Here is a 17115-nt window from a genome sequence, read left to right as displayed (position 1 = left end):
GTGCGCGGCCTGGGGCCGCGCACGGAGCTAGATGCGCTGGACGGGCTGAGTCAGGCCAATGCCGTCAGGCTGCCCGGCGCGGGAAGCCTGCGTGGCGCTGGCGCTGCCAGTTCGCATGGAAGGCAGCGCACATGTCTTCCATCGCCAGCAAGGGCAGGCGCCACATGCGGTTGTGGCTGCGGACGAAAGGCAGTACCTGCGGCGCACACAAGGTGTTGCGTTCCTTGTCGAGCAAGGCCAGGAAGTTGTCCATGCAGGCGCCCCAGTATTCCGAATTGCCGACCCAGCCGGTTTCGGCGGTGGCTTCACGCACGGCCTTGTGCCACAGGGCTTCGGCACGTTCGGTCGAGACACCCGCCTTGCGGGCGTACCACGGAAGCAGTTTGGGTGTTTTCATGATGTTTTCTCCTGTACGCCGGGTCGCGGCGTCGAACTCTTGACGGTCTTGTGGACCGTACGTCGAGCTATGTTGTGCCGCAGCACTCGGCTGTGGCGGCTCTCTGTGGTTGATTTTATGGTTGATTAGGCGGATGAGTCGTGAAATGGTTCCGCTGTCGTCAATAATTTTGCTGCTTTGCACAATTCAAAAATAGCGACCGAGCCGATGCTTGGCAAGCCACATGTTGTTGCGACGCAACATCGGTTTGTCTCGCCATTTCCTGCCGGGCCTGCGGGCGGGGTGCCGGCTGCGCCCGGATCGATCGTCCTGCGGCTCCGCATTACAATGCACGGCCTTGCAAGGAGCGCCGATGTCCAACCTGCTCGCCAATCTCAATACCGAACAACTGCAGGCAGTCAGCCTGCCGCCGCAGCACGCCCTGATCCTGGCAGGCGCCGGCTCGGGCAAGACGCGGGTGCTGACGACCCGCATCGCCTGGCTGATCCAGTCCGGCCAGGTCGATCCGGCCGGCATCCTGGCGGTTACATTCACCAACAAGGCGGCCAAGGAAATGCTCGCCCGCCTGACGGCGATGCTGCCGGTGAACACCCGCGGCATGTGGATCGGCACTTTCCACGGCCTGGCCAATCGCCTGCTGCGTGCGCACCACCGCGACGCCGGGCTGCCGCAGCTGTTCCAGATCCTCGATTCGGGCGACCAGCTTGCCGCAATCAAACGCCTGCTGAAGACGCTGAACGTCGACGACGAGAAATTCCCGCCGCGCGAGCTGCAGCACTTCATCAACGGCCAGAAGGAAGCCGGGCTTCGCCCGCATGCGGTCGAGGCCTGGGACGACTACACCCGGCTGCGCGTCCAGCTTTACCAGGAGTATGAAGCACAGTGCCAGCGTGAGTCTGTTGTGGATTTCGCGGAGCTGCTGCTGCGCAGCTACGAGCTGCTCGAACGCAACGAGCCGCTGCGCCGTCATTACCAGCGCCGTTTCCGCCACATCCTAGTCGATGAATTCCAGGACACCAACCGCCTGCAGTACCGCTGGCTGAAGCAGTTCGCCGACGAAGGGCGCGAAGGCGGCGCGGCGATGTTCTGCGTCGGCGACGACGACCAGAGCATCTACCGCTTCCGCGGCGCCGAAGTGGGCAACATGCGCGACTTCGAGCGCGAGTTCCGCGTACAGAACGTGATCCGGCTGGAGCAGAACTACCGTTCGCACAGCAACATCCTCGATGCCGCCAACGCCATCATCCGCCACAACAGCAACCGGCTCGGCAAGAACCTGTGGACCGACCAGGGCGCGGGCGAGCCGATCCGGGTGTTCGAGTCGTATTCGGATGGCGACGAGGCGCGCTGGGTCGTCGAGGAGATCCAGTCGCTGGTGCGCGATGGCGCCCAGCGCAGCGAGATCGCGCTGCTGTACCGTTCGAACGCGCAGTCGCGGGTGCTGGAGCACCAGCTGTTCTCGGCCGGCATCCCCTACCGCGTTTATGGCGGCCTGCGCTTCTTCGAGCGCCAGGAGATCAAGCACGCGCTCGCCTACCTGCGCCTGATCGCCAACCCGGACGACGACACTTCGTTCGCCCGCGTGGTCAATTTCCCCACCCGCGGCATCGGCGCGCGCACGCTGGAAGTGCTGGGCGACGCCGCGCGCACCTGGAACTCCAGCCTGTACGCCGCTGTGCCGCATCTTTCCGGCAAGCCGGGAACGGTGCTCGGCCAGTTCGTGCGCCTGATCGAGGACATGCGGCGCGACACGACCAGTTTGCCGCTGCCGGAACTGGTCGACCACGTGCTGGACATCAGCGGCCTGCGTGCGCACTACAAGGCCGACAAGGAGGGCCAGGAGCGGCTGGAGAACCTGGACGAACTGGTGAGCGCCGCGGCCAACTTCCTTGCCGAGTTCCAGCCTGCAGAAGAGGCCGGGCAGGCGCAGGATCACGCCTTGCTGGCCGACTTCCTCGCCCATGCCTCGCTCGAGGCGGGCGACCACCAGGCCGACCAGGGCGCCGACGCGGTGCAACTGATGACGGTGCATTCGGCCAAGGGGCTGGAGTTCAACGTCGTCTTCCTGTCCGGGCTGGAAGAGGGGCTGTTCCCGCACGAGAACAGCATCCTCGAGACCGACGGCCTGGAGGAAGAGCGCCGCTTGATGTATGTCGCGGTGACGCGGGCGCGCGAGCGGCTGTACCTGTCCTTCGCCCAGAGCCGCATGCTGCACGGTCAGACGCGCTACAACCTGCGCTCGCGCTTCCTCGAGGAGATTCCCGCCGAGCTGACGAAATGGCTGACGCCGCCCAGCCCGCGTTCGGCGGCGGGCGGCGCCGGCGGCTACTTCAAGCCGTCCGCCGCTTCCGCCCAGATGGCGCGTCCGGCCACCGCTGCCTTGCCCAACGGCCTGCGCATCGGCCAAACGGTCAACCACGCCCGCTTCGGCCAGGGCGTGATCGTCGCCGCCGAGGGCAGCGGCAGCGACGCCAAGGTGCAGATCAACTTCGGCTCGGCCGGCATGAAATGGCTGCTGCTGGCAGTGGCGAAGCTGGATCCGGCCTGAGCTGCGCTCAGGTGCCGGGCATCGCGAGATAACCCGGCAGGCGCTTGACGCGCTCGATCCAGCGCAGGATGTTGGGGTAGGGCGCCAGCTCGATGCCGCCTTCCGGCGCCAGCGCGACATAGGGGAACACCGCGCAGTCGGCGATGGTGGGGCGCGACAGCGCCAGCCAGTCCCGCTCGGCGAGATGGGCGTCGAGCAGCGGCAGGATGCGGGCGGCCTTGGCCAGGGTGCCGGCCTTGTCGATGGCGTAGCCGAACTTGTCCACCAAGCGGGCGGACGCGGGGCCATGCTGGATTTCGTTCGCCGCGGTGGACAGCCATTGCACGATCTCGGCCTGCAGATGAGCTTCGGCCGGCCACCATGCCGCGCCGCCGTAAGTGCCGGCGAGATAGACCAGGATGGCCTGCGAATCGCGCAGCACCCGCTCGCCGTCGACCAGGATGGGCAGTTCGCCCCAGGGGTTGAGTTCGGTCAGCGGCGGGCGCTTGTGTTCGCCGCCGAGGAAATCGACCGGCACGATCTCCAGCTCGATGTTCGCCAGTGCCGCGAACAGCCTGACCTTGTAGCAATTGCCGGACAGTTCCAGATCGTAGAGTTTCATGTTCTGTCTCCTTCGGGGTGGTCCATCAGTTGGTTGAATTCGAGCACGTTGCCGTCCGGGTCGCGGATGAACAGCGCGATGCGGCGCGGGCCGATGTGATGCGGCCCTTCGGTGACGGCGATGCGTCGCTGGTGCAGCCAGGCCTGCAGTGCGCCGAGGTCGTCCACGATGAAAGCCGGATGGGTCATGCCCGGCAGCTTGACGGGTTCGTCGAGCAGCACGTTGCGCGCATCGGGCCGGCGCGCGGCATTGAAGATCAGGTTGATGCGCACGCCGTCCGGGCTCAGCATCTCGTTGGCTTCGTGCTCGGGAAAGCGCAGGCTTTCGGCAAAGCCGAGCGCCTGGTAGAAATCGAGCGCGCGGCGGCGGTCGCTGACGCGGATGCCGACATGGTCGTAGGCCAGGATGCGGGCCGGGCAGCGCGCCGCGCCGGGCGGCGACGGGATGCTCGGTGGGGGCACGATCGGGGAAGCGGCTGCGTTCATGTCGAGAATCGGCGGCGGTGTCGGGACGGGAACGAGTGTCGGCGCCCTGGCGTGTGCCATCAATGCCGCCGGGCTGACAACACCATTGCGTTCGACGCACAAATGAAAGGCGAGCGATGGACAAACTGAAAGCGATGGCAACCTTCGTGCGCATCGTCGATGCCGGCAGCCTGAGTGCGGCTGCAGGGGCGTCGGGGCAGTCTGCCGCGTCGGTGGTGCGCAGCCTGGCGGCGCTGGAAAAACACCTTGGCGTGCGCCTGCTGAACCGCAATACCCGGCGCCTGGCCTTGACCGACGAGGGCGCGGAATTCCTCGCCTGGAGCCGCCGCATCCTGGCCGAGTTCGACGAGATCGAGCACAGCTTCGATGCGCGCCGGCACAGCCCCGGCGGCCTGCTGCGCCTGACCGCGCCGGTCGAGTTCGGCCGCCGCCATGTCGCGCCGCTGGTCAATGCCTTCCTGGCGCAGCATCCGGCGATGCGGGTGGAACTGATCCTGCTCGACCGCATGGTCGATCTGCTGGAAGAAGGGCTGGACCTCGCCGTCAGGATCGGACAATTGCCCGATTCGTCGATGGTGGCGGTGCCGCTGGGCAGGACGCGGCATGTGGTGTGTGCCAGCCCGGACTACCTGCGTGCGGCCGGGCAGCTTCCGCACCCATCCGCGTTGCGCGAACATGACTGCATCGTCTTCGCCCAGCAGGGCGGAGAGTGGCATTTCATCGACGGCGGCGAGGCCCTGACCGTGCCCGTGCCGGCTCGCCTGGGCACCAACCAGGTCCAGGCTGCCAGCCTGGCCTGCGTGCAGGGGCTCGGCATCGCCCGGCTGCTGCATTACCAAGTCGCCGCCGAACTGGCCGACGGGCAACTGGTCCGCCTGCTGCGGGAATTCGAGCCGCCCGAGCTGCCGGTGCAACTGGTGTATCCGCATTCGCGGCTGCTGTCGTCCCGGGTGCGCTTGTTCATCGACTGGATGGCCGAGCGGCTGCGGCTGCGGATTCCCGACCCCGGGGTCTGACACGGTAGGCGCCGGCACTCCTTGCCATCGGAAGCAGGGGCTCTTTGCCTCTCCGTGCCGTCAGGCGCCGTACTTGCGCGCCAGGGTGTCGTGCAGGGCGACGAATTCCTGCGACAGCTTGTGCTTGGGATCGAGGTGGATCATCGGCTTCGCCTGCTCGTGCGACTCCTTGATCCTGACCGAGGCGGACAGATAAGGCTGCAGCACCGGCAGGCCTTCGTCGATCAGTTCCTGCACCACTTTCTGCGGCAGGCTGGCACGCGGCTGGAACTGGTTGACGACGATGCCTTCCACCTGCAGCTCGCGGTTGTGGTCGGATTTGATCTCCTGCACGTTCTCCAGCAGCGAATACAGCGCCTTGCGCGAGAATTCGTCGCAATCGAACGGGATCAGGCAGGCATCGGCGGCGATCAGCGCCGAGCGGGTGAAGAAGTTCAAGGCAGGCGGCGTGTCGATGAAGACGCAGTCGAAATCGTCCGCCAGCTCTTCGAGCGCATCGCGCAGCTTGTAGATCTTGTAGCGCGACTCCAGCTTGCCCTGCAGTTCTTCGAGCAGCGGGTGCGAGGGCATCACGTGCAGGTGCTCGAAGGGCGTGGCGACGACGAAGTCGGAAGTGTCGCGCGGGTTGAGCTTGAAGTTCAGCGTCTGGTCGAAGAAGTCGGCCAGCGTGGCATCCAGATCCTCGGCCGAGGCGCCGAGCAGGTACTGGGTGGAGTTGCCCTGCGGGTCCAGGTCGACGACCAGTGTGCGCTTGCCCTGCTGGGCGCTGATTGCCGCCAGATTGCAGGTGATGGTCGATTTGCCCACGCCGCCTTTCTGATTGAATACCACGCGTCGCATTCTTCACTCCCTCGGTCGGAGCCCGCATTCTGCCAAAAAGCGGCATGGGAAGGGGGTTTGCGGATAGTGGATATCAGCAAAACCCCTGTGTCAAAGGCCTGTGTGCTGCGCTAAACTTCCGCGACGTCAATTTCCGGGCGTCCCGCGACCGACAAGAGCGGCCGGTGGGGTGGAGCGCCGAACAACTAAAGAACGAGCCTGTCCGGATGGCGGAACTGCGTGCGCTTTTCCCGGGCAGCGCGATACGGCGGGCGGCAGCGCTCGCCACGGCTCACAAAACACACTCATTCCAAGAGGGGACCAAACATGGATCAGGATTTCATCGCTGCTGCGCTCGATTACCACCGTTCGCCGACGCGGGGCAAGATTTCGGTCGTCCCGACCAAGGGCCTGACCAACCAGCGCGACCTCGCGCTGGCCTATTCGCCCGGCGTGGCCGCGGCCTGCGATGCGATCGTCGCCGATCCGGCCGAAGCCTTCGAACTGACCAGCCGCGGCAACCTGGTGGCCGTGGTCACCAACGGCACCGCGGTGCTTGGCCTGGGCAACATCGGCCCGCTGGCGTCCAAGCCGGTCATGGAAGGCAAGGGCTGCCTGTTCAAGAAGTTCGCCAACATCGACGTCTTCGACATCGAACTGGCCGAGAACGACCCCGACAAGCTGATCGACATCATCGCCTCGCTCGAGCCGACGCTGGGCGGCATCAACCTGGAGGACATCAAGGCGCCTGAGTGCTTCTACATCGAGAAGAAGCTGCGCGAGCGCATGAAGATCCCGGTCTTCCACGACGACCAGCACGGCACGGCGATCATCTCGGCCTCCGGCCTGATCAACGGCCTGAAGGTGGTGGGCAAGGACATCGCCGAGGTCAAGCTGGTGTGCTCCGGCGCCGGCGCGGCCGCCATCGCCTGCCTCGACCTGATGGTCAGCGTCGGCCTCAGGCGCGAGAACATCTACGTCTGCGACTCCAAGGGCGTGATCTACGAAGGCCGCGAGGCCAACATGGAGCCGACCAAGGCCCGCTATGCGCAGCAGACCGCTGCCCGCACGCTGGGTGAAGTGATCGAGGGCGCCGACATCTTCCTCGGCCTGTCGACCGCCGGCGTGCTGAAGCCCGAAATGGTGGCGAGGATGGCCGACAAGCCGCTGATCTTCGCGCTCGCCAACCCGAACCCCGAGATCCTGCCGGCCGACGCCAAGGCCGTGCGTCCCGACTGCATCGTCGCCACCGGCCGTTCGGACTTCCCGAACCAGGTCAATAACGTATTGTGCTTCCCCTTCATCTTCCGCGGTGCGCTCGACGTCGGCGCGACCACGATCAACGAGGAGATGAAGCTCGCCTGCGTGAAGGCGATCGCCGAACTGGCCGAGGCCGAAGCGAGCGACGTCGTCGCCAGCGCCTACGGCGGCCAGGAACTGAGCTTCGGCCCCGAGTACATCATTCCCAAGCCCTTCGATCCGCGCCTGATCGTCAAGATCGCGCCGGCGGTGGCGAAGGCAGCGATGGATTCGGGCGTGGCAACCAAGCCGATCGAGGATTTCGACGCCTACGTGTCGGGCCTGAACGCCTTCGTCTATCAGTCCGGCATGGTCATGAAGCCGGTGTTCTCCGCCGCCAAGCGGGTGCCGATCGAGCAGAAGCGCGTGATCTACGCCGAAGGCGAAGAGGAGCGCGTACTGCATGCGGTGCGTGTGGTGCTCGACGAAGGGCTGGCGCGGCCGATCCTGATCGGGCGCCCGGAAGTGATCGAGATGCGGATCAAGAAGATCGGCCTCAACCTCGTGCCCGAACGCGATTTCGACATCGTCAATTCGGAGTCCGATCCGCGCTATCGCGAACTGTGGACCGAGTACTACCAGTTGATGAGCCGCGACGGCGTCACGCCCGAACTGGCCAAGGCCAAGATCCGGCGCGACACCACGCTGATCGGCGCCATGCTGCTGCGCCGTGGCGATGCCGACGCGCTGGTGTGCGGCACCTTCGGCTCCTACGATTACCACCTGAAGCAGGTCGGGGATGTCATCGGTCTGGCGCCCGGCGCCAAGCAGTTCGCGGCGATGAACCTGCTGCTGCTGACCAAGCGCATGCTCGCGATCACGGACACCTACGTCAACGAGAATCCGAGCGCCGAAGAGGTGGCCGACATTGCGCTGATGGCGGCCAACGAATTGCGCCGCTTCGGTATCGAACCCGGCGTCGCGCTGCTGTCGCATTCCAGCTTCGGCAGCTCGACTTCGGCGTCGGCACGCAAGATGCGCCGTGCCTGCGAGATCCTGCGCGAAACCGCTCCCGACCTGAATCTCGATGGCGAGATGCACGGCGATGCGGCGCTGTCCGAGGAAATCCGCGACAACCTGCACCCGGATTCGCGCCTCAAGGGCGAAGCCAACCTGCTGGTGATGCCCAACCTCGACGCCGCCAACATCTCCTTCAACCTGATGAAGATCGCCAACGGCGACGGTGTGTCGGTGGGGCCGATCCTGCTCGGCGCGGCCAAGCCGGTGCATATCGTGACGCCTTCGGCGACGGTGCGCCGCCTGGTCAACATGACCGCCCTGGCGGTGGTGGACGCGCAGGCCTCGCGCGCCGAACAGGCGGGCTGAAGCTGCCGGTCGCCATCTTCGCGGGTGGCGCCCCCTCAGCTACTCGATCAACTACCGAAAACGTGCCCGTCCGGCACTGTCCATGTCGCCCCGCCGAGCTTCGAAGATGTTTCATGCCCCGCTCGCCCGCTGCATGCTCGCATGCATTCTGGGCCTGACGAACCTGCCCGCGATGGCGGACGGGTGGCTGCTGGCATCGCCCGAGCCGCGTGTGGTGCCGGGTCGCAGCTTTGACGTCGTGGTCATCGGCCCGGCGGATGGGGCGGAGCTGCCGGAGCGTCTGGCGGCGCAGATCGAACTGCCCGACGGCGGCCCGCGCATCGCGCTCGAACTGGTCGCCGCCACTGCGACCGACGAGCGCACGCGGCAGCGGCGCTATCTCGGCCACTGGCCGGCCGAGGTCACCGGTTTCGCCACGCTGTCGCTGTCCGATGCGGCGTCGGCCCGCATCGTGATGGACGCGGGAGCGGCCTTCCGCACGCCGGTGGAGACTGCGCAGTCGAACAACCTCGCGCGCAGCGGAACCATCGTTCCGGCGACGACGACGCAGAGCGAGCCGGTCCAGCCTTCGGCGCTTGCCGCCCACGAGCCGATGTATTTCCTCGTCGGCGGCAAGGACCCGGTCTCGGCGCGCTTCCAGTTCAGCTTCCGTTATCGCATGTTCGACGACCAGGGCGTCGTCGGCGAGCATTTCCCGGTCGCGCGCGGCCTCTATTTCGGCTTCACCCAGACCTCGCTGTGGGACCTGCAGTCGGACTCGAAGCCTTTCCGCGACACCAGCTTCCGTCCCTCGCTGTTCTACCGCTGGCTGATCTCCGACCCTTCGCACGGCGGCTTCGTCGCCCTGTCCGGTGGCTACGAGCACGAATCGAACGGCAAGGACGACGAGGATTCGCGCAGCATCGACACCTTGTTCCTGAAGGCCGAGGGGCGCTACTACCTGGATGACGGCGTGAGCTATTTCGGCCTCGAACCCAAGGTATGGACCTATCTCGACCGCGAGGACAATCCAGATATCGCCCGTTACCGTGGCTATGCCGAATTGGGCTTGCGCTACGGCCGGGACGATGGCCTGATGCTCACGTCGCTGCTGCGCCGGGGTACGGCGGGCAAGATGCGCCGCCAGTTCGATCTGTCCTGGCCGCTGCGCCGCAGCGTGTTCTCGGGCGTGGGTGCCTTCCTGCATCTGCAGTACATCGGTGGCTACGGCGAAACCCTGCTCGACTACGACAAGGACAACGGCGGCCAGTGGCGCATCGGCATCTCACTCGTGCGCTGAGGCACTGCCGCCGCGCACGTTCACTCAGGAGACGGACATGACGCACGCGATTCGCTTTCACCGTACCGGCGGCCCCGAAGTGCTGCAATGGGAGGAGGTGGCGCTGCCGGCACCGGACGCCGGAGAAGTCCGGGTCCGGCACCATGCGGTGGGCTTGAATTTCATCGACACCTATCACCGCAGCGGGCTGTATCCACTGTCGCTGCCGTCCGGGCTGGGCATGGAGGCGGCCGGCGTCGTCGAGGCCGTCGGCGAAGGCGTGGCCGAGCTGAAGATCGGCGACCGCGTCGCCTATACCAGCGGGCCGCTCGGCGCCTATGCCGAGGCGCGCAACATCGAGGCCCGCCACCTCGTGCGCCTGCCCGAGGCGATCTCTTTCGAGCAGGGCGCGGCGATGATGCTGCAAGGCCTCACTGCGCACTACCTGCTGCACAGCACCTACCCGGTGAAGGCAGGCGACATCATCCTGGTGCATGCCGCGGCCGGCGGCGTCGGCTCGATCCTGGTGCAGTGGGCGAAACTGCTGGGCGCGACCGTGATCGGTACCGTCGGCAACGACGACAAGGCGGCGCAGGCGAAGGCGCTCGGCTGCGACCATGTGATCGTCTATTCGCGCGAGCGCTTCGCCGAGCGGGTGCGCGAGCTGACCGGCGGTACGGGGGTGGCGGCGGTCTACGATTCGGTGGGCCGCGACACCTTCCTCGATTCCGTGTCCTGCCTGCAACGGCGGGGCATGATGGTGAGCTACGGCAATGCCACCGGGCCGGTCGCGCCCTTCGATTGCGCGCTGCTGGCGCGGGCCGGTTCGGTGTATGTCACCCGCCCGACCTTGTTCGACTACATCGCCACGCGCGAGGAGCTGGAACTGCGCAGCGCCGCGCTGTTCGAGGCCGTCGGTGCGGGCAAGCTGCGCATCGCCGTCAACCAGCGCTACGCGCTGAAGGATGCGGCGCAGGCCCATCTCGATCTCGAAGCACGCCGGACCACGGGTTCGACCATCCTGCTGCCGTAGCGGGACGGCGGCGAGCGGGGAGATGAGGAGGTGGTGAAGAGGCGGTGAGAGCCGGCAGGCTCGGGTAAAATCGCGCCCATGACTGCCTCCCAGAACACGCTTTCCCAGGACTCGCCAGCTTCGCCGCCGCAGCCGCGCTTCGTCCATCTCCGCCTGCATTCCGAATACTCGATCACCGACGGCATCGTCCAGATCGATCAGGCCGTCGCCGCCGCCGCGGCCGACGGCATGCCGGCACTCGGCATCTCCGACCTCGCCAACCTGTTCGGCATGGTCAAGTTCTACAAGACCGCGCGCGGCAAGGGCGTCAAGCCGATCGTCGGCGTCGATGCCTGGATCCAGAACGAGGTCGAGCGCGACAAGCCCCACCGCGTGCTGCTGATCTGCAAGAACCGCGTGGGTTACGGCCAGGTGTGCGAGCTGCTGACGCGCGCCTATCTCGACAACAAGTACCGCGGCCGTGCCGAGATGCGGCGCGAGTGGTTCGAGAACGGCGCGGCGAGCGAGCTGCTGTGCCTGTCGGGCGCGATGCAGGGCGACATCGGCGCGGCGCTCGCCGCCGGTAATCCCGCGCAGGCGGCGCAACTGGCGGCGGACTGGGCACGGCTGTTTCCGGAGGCCTTCTACATCGAGATCCAGCGCGCCGGCCATCCGGGCACCGAAGGCTACATCCGCCAGGCGCTCGAGATCGCCGGCGAGCTCGGCCTGCCGGTGGTGGCGACGCACCCGGTGGAATTCCTCAAGCGCGAGGACTTCCAGGCCCACGAAGCGCGGGTGTGCATCGCCCAGGGTTACGTGCTGGCCGACAAGCGCCGGCCGCGCGACTTCACCGAAGAGCAATACCTGAAGAGCCAGGCGGAGATGTGCGAGCTGTTTGCCGACATCCCCGAGGCGCTGGAAAACGCCGTCGAGATCGCCCGCCGCTGCTCGCTGACGGTGCAGTTGGGCAAGAACTTCCTGCCGCTGTTCCCGACGCCCGACGGCATGACGCTGGACGATTTCCTCGTCCAGGAGGCGAAGGCCGGCCTGGAGCGCCGCCTGGTCCAGCTCTACCCGCACCCCGAGGAGCGCGAGCAGCAGCGTCCGCGCTACGAGGAACGGCTCAAGTTCGAGACCGACACCATCATCCAGATGGGCTTTCCCGGCTACTTCCTGATCGTGGCCGACTTCATCCGCTGGGGCAAACGCAACGGCGTGCCGGTGGGGCCGGGGCGCGGCTCGGGCGCGGGTTCGCTGGTGGCCTATTCGCTGGAGATCACCGACCTCGATCCGCTGGCCTATGCGCTGCTGTTCGAGCGCTTCCTGAACCCGGAGCGGGTGTCGATGCCCGACTTCGACATCGACTTCTGCCAGGACAACCGCTACCGCGTCATCGAATACGTGCGCGAGCGCTACGGCAAGGACGCGGTCAGCCAGATCGCGACTTTCGGCACCATGGCCTCGAAGGCGGTGGTGCGCGACGTCGGCCGCGTGCTCGACCTGCCCTACGGCCTGTGCGACCGCCTGTCCAAGCTGATTCCGATCGAGGGCGCCAAGCCCGTCTCGCTGAACAAGGCCTACGAGATGGAGCCGCAGATCGGCGAGATGATGAAGGACGGCAACGACGGCGAGGCGATCCAGACCCTGTGGGGGCTGGCCCAGCCGCTGGAAGGCCTGTCGCGCAACGTCGGCATGCACGCCGGCGGCGTGCTGATCGCGCCCGGCAAGCTGACCGATTTCTGCCCGCTGTACATCGCCGACGGCGACGATGCCTCGCCGGTGTCGCAGTTCGACAAGGACGACGTCGAGGCGGTCGGCCTGGTGAAGTTCGACTTCCTCGGCCTGCGCAACCTCACTATCATCGAGCTGGCGCTGGAATACGTCGACCGCCTGGAAGGCAGCCGGCCCGACCTGATGAGCCTGGGCTTCGAGGACCCCGCCGCCTACCAGATCCTGAAGGACGCCAACACCACGGCGATCTTCCAGGTCGAATCGGAGGGCATGAAGAAGCTGCTGAAGAAGCTCGCGCCCGACCGCTTCGAGGACATCATCGCGGTACTGGCGCTGTACCGCCCCGGCCCGCTCGGCTCGGGCATGGTGGACGACTTCATCCTGCGCAAGAAGGGCCAGCAGGAGATCGACTACTTCCACCCCGACCTGAAAGCCTGCCTGGAGCCGACCTACGGCGTCATCGTGTACCAGGAACAGGTGATGCAGATCAGCCAGATCATCGGTGGCTACACCCTGGGCGGCGCCGACATGTTGCGCCGGGCGATGGGCAAGAAGAAGCCGGAGGAGATGGCCAAGCACCGCGCCACCATCGCCGAAGGCGCGCAGCAGAAGGGCTACGACCCGGCGCTGGCCGAGCAGCTCTTCGACCTGATGACCAAGTTCGCCGAGTACGGCTTCAACAAGTCGCACACCGCGGCCTATGCGGTGGTGACCTACCACACCGCCTGGCTGAAGGCGCATCACTGTGCCGCCTTCATGGCAGCGACGATGTCGTCCGACCTGGACAACACCGACACGGTCAAGATTTTCTTCGAGGACACCGTCGCCAATGGCATCGAGGTACTGCCGCCGGACGTCAATGCCTCCGACTATCGTTTCGTGCCGGTGGATCGCAAGACCATCCGCTACGGCCTGGGCGCGGTCAAGGGCGTGGGCGAGCCGGCGGTGCGGGCGATCATCGCCGCGCGCGAGAAGGCCGGCGCTTTCCGCGACCTGTTCGATTTCTGCGAACGCGTCGACCGCAGGATGGTGAACCGCCGCGTCATCGAGGCGCTGATCCGTTCCGGCGCGATGGACACGCTGGAAGGCCACGCCGACCTCGATCGCTCGCAGTTGATGGCGACCGTGGCGCTGGCGATGGAAGCCGCCGAACAGGCTGCGGCCAACGCGATGCAGGGCGGCCTGTTCGACATGATGCCGGAGGCCGCCGGCGCGGCGCCGGAGTTCGCCAAGCTGCGGCCGTGGACCGAGCGCGAGCGGCTGAAGGAAGAAAAGCTCGCCATCGGCTTCTTCCTCTCCGGCCATCCCTTCAATGCCTTCAAGCCCGAGGTGCGCCGCTTCGTGCGTCGCACGCTGGCGCAGCTCGAGCCTTCGCGCGACATCACGATGATGGCCGGCGTGGTGATGGAAACCCGTACCAAGATGGGCAACCGCGGCAAGATGGCCTTCGTCCAGCTCGACGACGGCAGCCAGCCGCGCGAGGTCGCGATCTATTCCGAAGTGCTCGATGCCAACCGCGGCAAGATCGTCACCGACGAAGTGCTGGTGGTCGAAGGCAAGGTCAGCAACGACGACTTTTCCGGTGGCCTGCGCATCGTCGCCGAGCGCCTGCTGACCCTGGGCGAGGCGCGCAGCCGCTTCGCCCGCGCCCTGCAGGTGCGCATCAACGGCGAAGTCGCGGCCAGCGGCGGCGCGCTCGCTGCGGCGGGCAAGCTGCAGACCCTGCTCGAACCTTTCCGCGAAGGCGGCTGCCCGGTGCGGGTCAATTACCGCAACGCCGCTGCCGAGGCCGACCTGCCTCTGGGTGACGGCTGGCGGGTGCGGCTGGACGACGCGCTGCTGGAGAGCCTGCGCGACTGGCTGGCGCCGGAGGCGGTGGAGATCGTCTATCCGAACTGAGCCTGCGGCGGCTGCGGGTGCAAGGCTTCATTCCTGAGCGTTGCGCGCAGCGTCCGGCAGGAACAGCAGATCCAGCACCGTGCCGCCGGCGTCGCTGCGGCGTACCCGCAGCAGCCAGCCCAGGCGCTCGCAGATCAGGCGGACGATGAACAGCCCCAGGCCGTCTTCAGGAACGAGACGGTCCGGGGGCGCGTTGAGGCGGGCACGGATGTGCTCGGGCAGTCCCGCACCGGCATCGCGGATGCTGAGGCTGTGGGCACCGAGTTCGATATGCACCTTGCCGGCGGTATGGCGCACCGCGTTCTGGACCAGGTTGCGCAGCAGCATGCGTACCAGGGTCGGATCGGCGTGGATGACGGGGGCCGGCTCGGGCAATTCGCAACTGATGCGTCCCGCCTGTTGCGGCGTGCCGTCTTCGAGCTCTGCCACGATCGCGCGCACGCTGTCGGCGAGGTCGAGATCCTCCGGCTGGTCGCTGTCGCCCGAGCGGCGTGCGAGCTTGAGCAGGGTCTCGACGTCGGCGCGCATGTCGTCGGCAGCACGCCGGATGCGCGCCACGGTGCGGCGGTCGGCGTCGCCGAGCGAGTCGCGTTGCGCCAGCACGTCCAGTGCGCCGGAGATCACCGCCACCGGCGTGCGCAGCTCGTGGCTGGCCAGGCCGACCAGCGATTTCTCGCGCTGCACGTAGGCATCCAGCGCATCGAACAACTGGTTGATGGTGGCGGCGATGTTGGCCAGCTCCATGTCCTCGTAGCGGCTGTCGATGCGGGCGACCGGCGAGCCCGGCTGCAGGCGCGCGATGTGGCGGGTGAGATCGTCCAGCGGACCGAGGATGCGGCGGGTACCGATGCGCGTCAGCAGCACGACCAGGCCGAGCACCAGCAGCGCGAACAGGCCCCAGCCGATCCGCTGCGCTGCTTCGCGGCTTTCCATCAGCGTGATGTCCTGGGCGAGATAGATCACGCCGGGCGGCTCTGCGATGCGTTCGATGGAGATCAGCCAGGTCTTGTCCGCTATTTCCACTTCGGCCGAGAACGGCACCGGGCGGTTGCGGAAGATTTCGGGCAGTTCGGTCGGGAGTGCACCATCGGGCACGTACAAGGTGGTCAGCAGTGCGGTGTCGCGGGATTCGACCTTCGTGCCGCTGACGTGCTGCTCGAGGAAGGCCCGCTCCAGTGCCAGTTCGTGCCGCAGGATGCTGTCTTCCATGTCGTCGTAGACGCTCTCGATGATGACCAGCGTAACGGCGACGTTGATGAAACCGATGGCGAGGAAGGTGCGGAACAGCCGGCGCGAGAGCGAAGTTTTCATCGGCGAATCGAGGCCCACCTGCCCGTCAAGGCATGGGTGTGGCTGGCGAGCAGGCGAGCCCAGTCCTGGTCATCGAAAAAGCGCTGGCGTCGGCGCAGCTGGGCGAGATCGTGGCGGGCCGCCAGGGTCGGCGTCAGGCGGTGGCGCATCTTCTCCAGGTCGAGCAGGGCGACATCGGGTCGCGCGTTGTCATGCAGGCGAACCATGACGTGTTTGTCATAGAGGCAGCTGTGTTGCAGATGCTCGCGGTGCAGGCGGCCGAGCATCCGGCCCAGCAGCTCGGCGATGGCGGCACGCCGGGCTGATGGCAAGGCTCCCAGTTCGTGCAGCGGATGGTAACCCGCCAGTGCGGCGGTAACCAGCACGGCTTCGGTGCCGGCTGCAGTATGCCGGACCGAGTGGAAGACCGGCGTGGGGGCGGCGATGCCCAGGGCGCGCAGGCGAAGCAGGAAGTGCCACTCCCGGCTGGCCGTGGGCCAGCCCAGCGGATGGCGAAGGCTGCGGCACAGGTGGTTGCATTGGCGCTTGATGTAGACCTCGCCATCTTCCACTACGGCCCGAATCACACCGCTCCAGCCGTTCCGCCGCTCGTTCGGCTCTTCCACCCAATCGCCCGGCAGCGTCCACCAGTAATCGAAATCGTGCTGTTTCGCGATCGGCGTTCGGGCGGGCCGTTCAGGCGCGGCGCAGAACATAGACACGCCACATCGAGTGCAGGGGCAGGAAGTCGAGATGCCCGGCGATCTCGAAGCCGGCGGCAGAAAATTCGGCTTCCGCGGTGGCGCGCGGCAGTACGTAGCGGTTCTGGTAGCCCGTCTTGCCGCGCCGCTGCCGCCGCGCTTCCTGCTGCCTGCGCCGCCAGGACAGGTAATTGCCATCGACCCACAGCGACAGGATCACGCTGTCGCGGGTGACGCGATGGAATTCGCGCAGCATGGCGAGCCGGTGTTCAGGCTCGCCGATGTGATGCAGCAGGCGCATGCAGAACACGCTGTCGACCGAATCGTCGGGCAGGTCGATGGCGAAAGCCGAAGTATGCAGCGGACGGATGCGTGCGCGCAGGCCTGCCGGACAGTGGCGCAAGGCGACGTCCAGCATCGCCGCGGAATTGTCGGCGGCGATGATCTGGCGATTTGGCTGCTCGCCCAATACTTCCCAGAAGCGCCCGGCGCCGCATGGCAGATCCAGCACCCATTGCGGCTCGCCGGCCAGCGCGAGAGCCCGGCGAGCCAGTTGCTGATCGCGGTGGTTGGACAGGCGGCGGCGCAGGCCGCTGCGATGCTTGTCGTGATAGGCCTCGGAATGCTCGGCGTCGTATTTGGCGCTGAAGGGCAGTTCGACGTCGGCCGGGGCGGTGTTGCGGGACATGGTGGACTCCATTGAGTGCAGAGCCCACGCAAGGTAATCAGGCGG

Annotated in this window: 13 protein-coding genes; 6 read left to right on the top strand and 7 right to left on the bottom strand. The window is 66.6% G+C overall.

Going from position 1 to position 17115, the window contains the following annotated elements:
• Positions 1-64: 64 nt before the first annotated feature.
• Complete coding sequence (locus NX068_RS20270; RefSeq protein WP_263463038.1) at positions 65-397, bottom strand: hypothetical protein; 333 nt, start codon at positions 395-397, stop codon at positions 65-67.
• A 352-nt stretch (positions 398-749) separates the two neighbouring features.
• On the opposite strand from NX068_RS20270, the gene NX068_RS20265 reads away from it, so the two are divergent.
• Complete coding sequence (locus NX068_RS20265; protein ID WP_263463037.1) at positions 750-2945, top strand: UvrD-helicase domain-containing protein; 2196 nt, start codon at positions 750-752, stop codon at positions 2943-2945.
• A gap of 7 nt (positions 2946-2952) precedes the next feature.
• Here NX068_RS20265 and NX068_RS20260 read toward each other — a convergent pair whose 3' ends face one another.
• Positions 2953-3546 carry a glutathione S-transferase family protein gene (locus NX068_RS20260; RefSeq protein WP_263463035.1) on the bottom strand — a complete coding sequence of 198 codons (594 nt, stop codon included), beginning with the start codon at positions 3544-3546 and terminating at the stop codon, positions 2953-2955.
• Entirely contained in the window at positions 3543-4031 is a 489-nt protein-coding gene (locus NX068_RS20255; RefSeq protein ID WP_263463034.1) for a VOC family protein, read from the bottom strand. Before NX068_RS20255 ends, NX068_RS20260 begins: the two co-directional genes overlap by 4 nt.
• A 116-nt stretch (positions 4032-4147) precedes the next feature.
• Between NX068_RS20255 and NX068_RS20250 the strand changes: the two genes are divergently transcribed.
• Entirely contained in the window at positions 4148-5047 is a 900-nt protein-coding gene (locus NX068_RS20250; RefSeq protein WP_263463033.1) for a LysR substrate-binding domain-containing protein, read from the top strand.
• A 60-nt stretch (positions 5048-5107) separates the two neighbouring features.
• On the opposite strand, the gene NX068_RS20245 is transcribed toward NX068_RS20250, so the two are convergent.
• On the bottom strand, positions 5108-5887 hold the full coding sequence (locus tag NX068_RS20245; RefSeq protein WP_263463031.1) for a ParA family protein: 780 nt from the start codon (positions 5885-5887) through the stop codon (positions 5108-5110).
• A gap of 306 nt (positions 5888-6193) precedes the next feature.
• On the opposite strand from NX068_RS20245, the gene NX068_RS20240 reads away from it, so the two are divergent.
• The 4 genes from NX068_RS20240 to dnaE all read left to right on the top strand — a co-directional run bounded on the left by NX068_RS20240 (position 6194) and on the right by dnaE (position 14391).
• Positions 6194-8491 (top strand): NADP-dependent malic enzyme, encoded by a 2298-nt coding sequence (locus tag NX068_RS20240; RefSeq protein ID WP_263463029.1) that lies wholly within the window; start codon positions 6194-6196, stop codon positions 8489-8491.
• A 106-nt stretch (positions 8492-8597) separates the two neighbouring features.
• On the top strand, positions 8598-9770 hold the full coding sequence (locus tag NX068_RS20235) for a phospholipase A (RefSeq protein WP_263463028.1): 1173 nt from the start codon (positions 8598-8600) through the stop codon (positions 9768-9770).
• A 37-nt stretch (positions 9771-9807) separates the two neighbouring features.
• Complete coding sequence (locus NX068_RS20230) at positions 9808-10782, top strand: quinone oxidoreductase family protein (RefSeq protein WP_263463027.1); 975 nt, start codon at positions 9808-9810, stop codon at positions 10780-10782.
• Positions 10783-10860: 78 nt separating this feature from the next.
• Positions 10861-14391 carry a DNA polymerase III subunit alpha gene (dnaE, locus tag NX068_RS20225; protein WP_263463026.1) on the top strand — a complete coding sequence of 1177 codons (3531 nt, stop codon included), beginning with the start codon at positions 10861-10863 and terminating at the stop codon, positions 14389-14391.
• Between the two features lie 27 nt (positions 14392-14418).
• Here dnaE and NX068_RS20220 read toward each other — a convergent pair whose 3' ends face one another.
• From NX068_RS20220 to NX068_RS20210, 3 genes are read right to left on the bottom strand one after another with little or no spacing between them, the layout of a single operon-like run.
• Entirely contained in the window at positions 14419-15702 is a 1284-nt protein-coding gene (locus NX068_RS20220) for a HAMP domain-containing sensor histidine kinase (RefSeq protein ID WP_263463025.1), read from the bottom strand.
• On the bottom strand, positions 15699-16397 hold the full coding sequence (locus NX068_RS20215) for a lipopolysaccharide kinase InaA family protein (RefSeq protein WP_263463024.1): 699 nt from the start codon (positions 16395-16397) through the stop codon (positions 15699-15701). The genes NX068_RS20220 and NX068_RS20215 overlap by 4 nt, the downstream gene beginning before the upstream one ends.
• On the bottom strand, positions 16378-17070 hold the full coding sequence (locus tag NX068_RS20210; RefSeq protein WP_263463023.1) for a class I SAM-dependent methyltransferase: 693 nt from the start codon (positions 17068-17070) through the stop codon (positions 16378-16380). The genes NX068_RS20215 and NX068_RS20210 overlap by 20 nt, the downstream gene beginning before the upstream one ends.
• Positions 17071-17115: the final 45 nt, after the last annotated feature.

The organism is Thauera carbonicopians (assembly GCF_025699485.1).
In the GTDB taxonomy this organism is placed as follows: Bacteria; Pseudomonadota; Gammaproteobacteria; order Burkholderiales; family Rhodocyclaceae; genus Thauera.
Note: the sequence above shows the minus strand (reverse complement) of the source record. Positions and strands in the feature narration are given on the sequence as shown.

What these genes read in the sequence shown, in the direction of transcription:
- NX068_RS20265 (WP_263463037.1), top strand. Translation starts at nt 750, where the DNA reads ATGTCCAACCTGCTCGCCAATCTCAATACCGAACAACTGCAGGCAGTC.
- NX068_RS20220 (WP_263463025.1), bottom strand. Translation starts at nt 15,702, where the DNA reads ATGAAAACTTCGCTCTCGCGCCGGCTGTTCCGCACCTTCCTCGCCATC.
- NX068_RS20245 (WP_263463031.1), bottom strand. Translation starts at nt 5,887, where the DNA reads ATGCGACGCGTGGTATTCAATCAGAAAGGCGGCGTGGGCAAATCGACC.
- NX068_RS20260 (WP_263463035.1), bottom strand. Translation starts at nt 3,546, where the DNA reads ATGAAACTCTACGATCTGGAACTGTCCGGCAATTGCTACAAGGTCAGG.
- NX068_RS20215 (WP_263463024.1), bottom strand. Translation starts at nt 16,397, where the DNA reads ATGTTCTGCGCCGCGCCTGAACGGCCCGCCCGAACGCCGATCGCGAAA.
- NX068_RS20235 (WP_263463028.1), top strand. Translation starts at nt 8,598, where the DNA reads ATGTTTCATGCCCCGCTCGCCCGCTGCATGCTCGCATGCATTCTGGGC.
- NX068_RS20255 (WP_263463034.1), bottom strand. Translation starts at nt 4,031, where the DNA reads ATGAACGCAGCCGCTTCCCCGATCGTGCCCCCACCGAGCATCCCGTCG.
- NX068_RS20250 (WP_263463033.1), top strand. Translation starts at nt 4,148, where the DNA reads ATGGACAAACTGAAAGCGATGGCAACCTTCGTGCGCATCGTCGATGCC.
- NX068_RS20240 (WP_263463029.1), top strand. Translation starts at nt 6,194, where the DNA reads ATGGATCAGGATTTCATCGCTGCTGCGCTCGATTACCACCGTTCGCCG.
- dnaE (WP_263463026.1), top strand. Translation starts at nt 10,861, where the DNA reads ATGACTGCCTCCCAGAACACGCTTTCCCAGGACTCGCCAGCTTCGCCG.
- NX068_RS20270 (WP_263463038.1), bottom strand. Translation starts at nt 397, where the DNA reads ATGAAAACACCCAAACTGCTTCCGTGGTACGCCCGCAAGGCGGGTGTC.
- NX068_RS20230 (WP_263463027.1), top strand. Translation starts at nt 9,808, where the DNA reads ATGACGCACGCGATTCGCTTTCACCGTACCGGCGGCCCCGAAGTGCTG.
- NX068_RS20210 (WP_263463023.1), bottom strand. Translation starts at nt 17,070, where the DNA reads ATGTCCCGCAACACCGCCCCGGCCGACGTCGAACTGCCCTTCAGCGCC.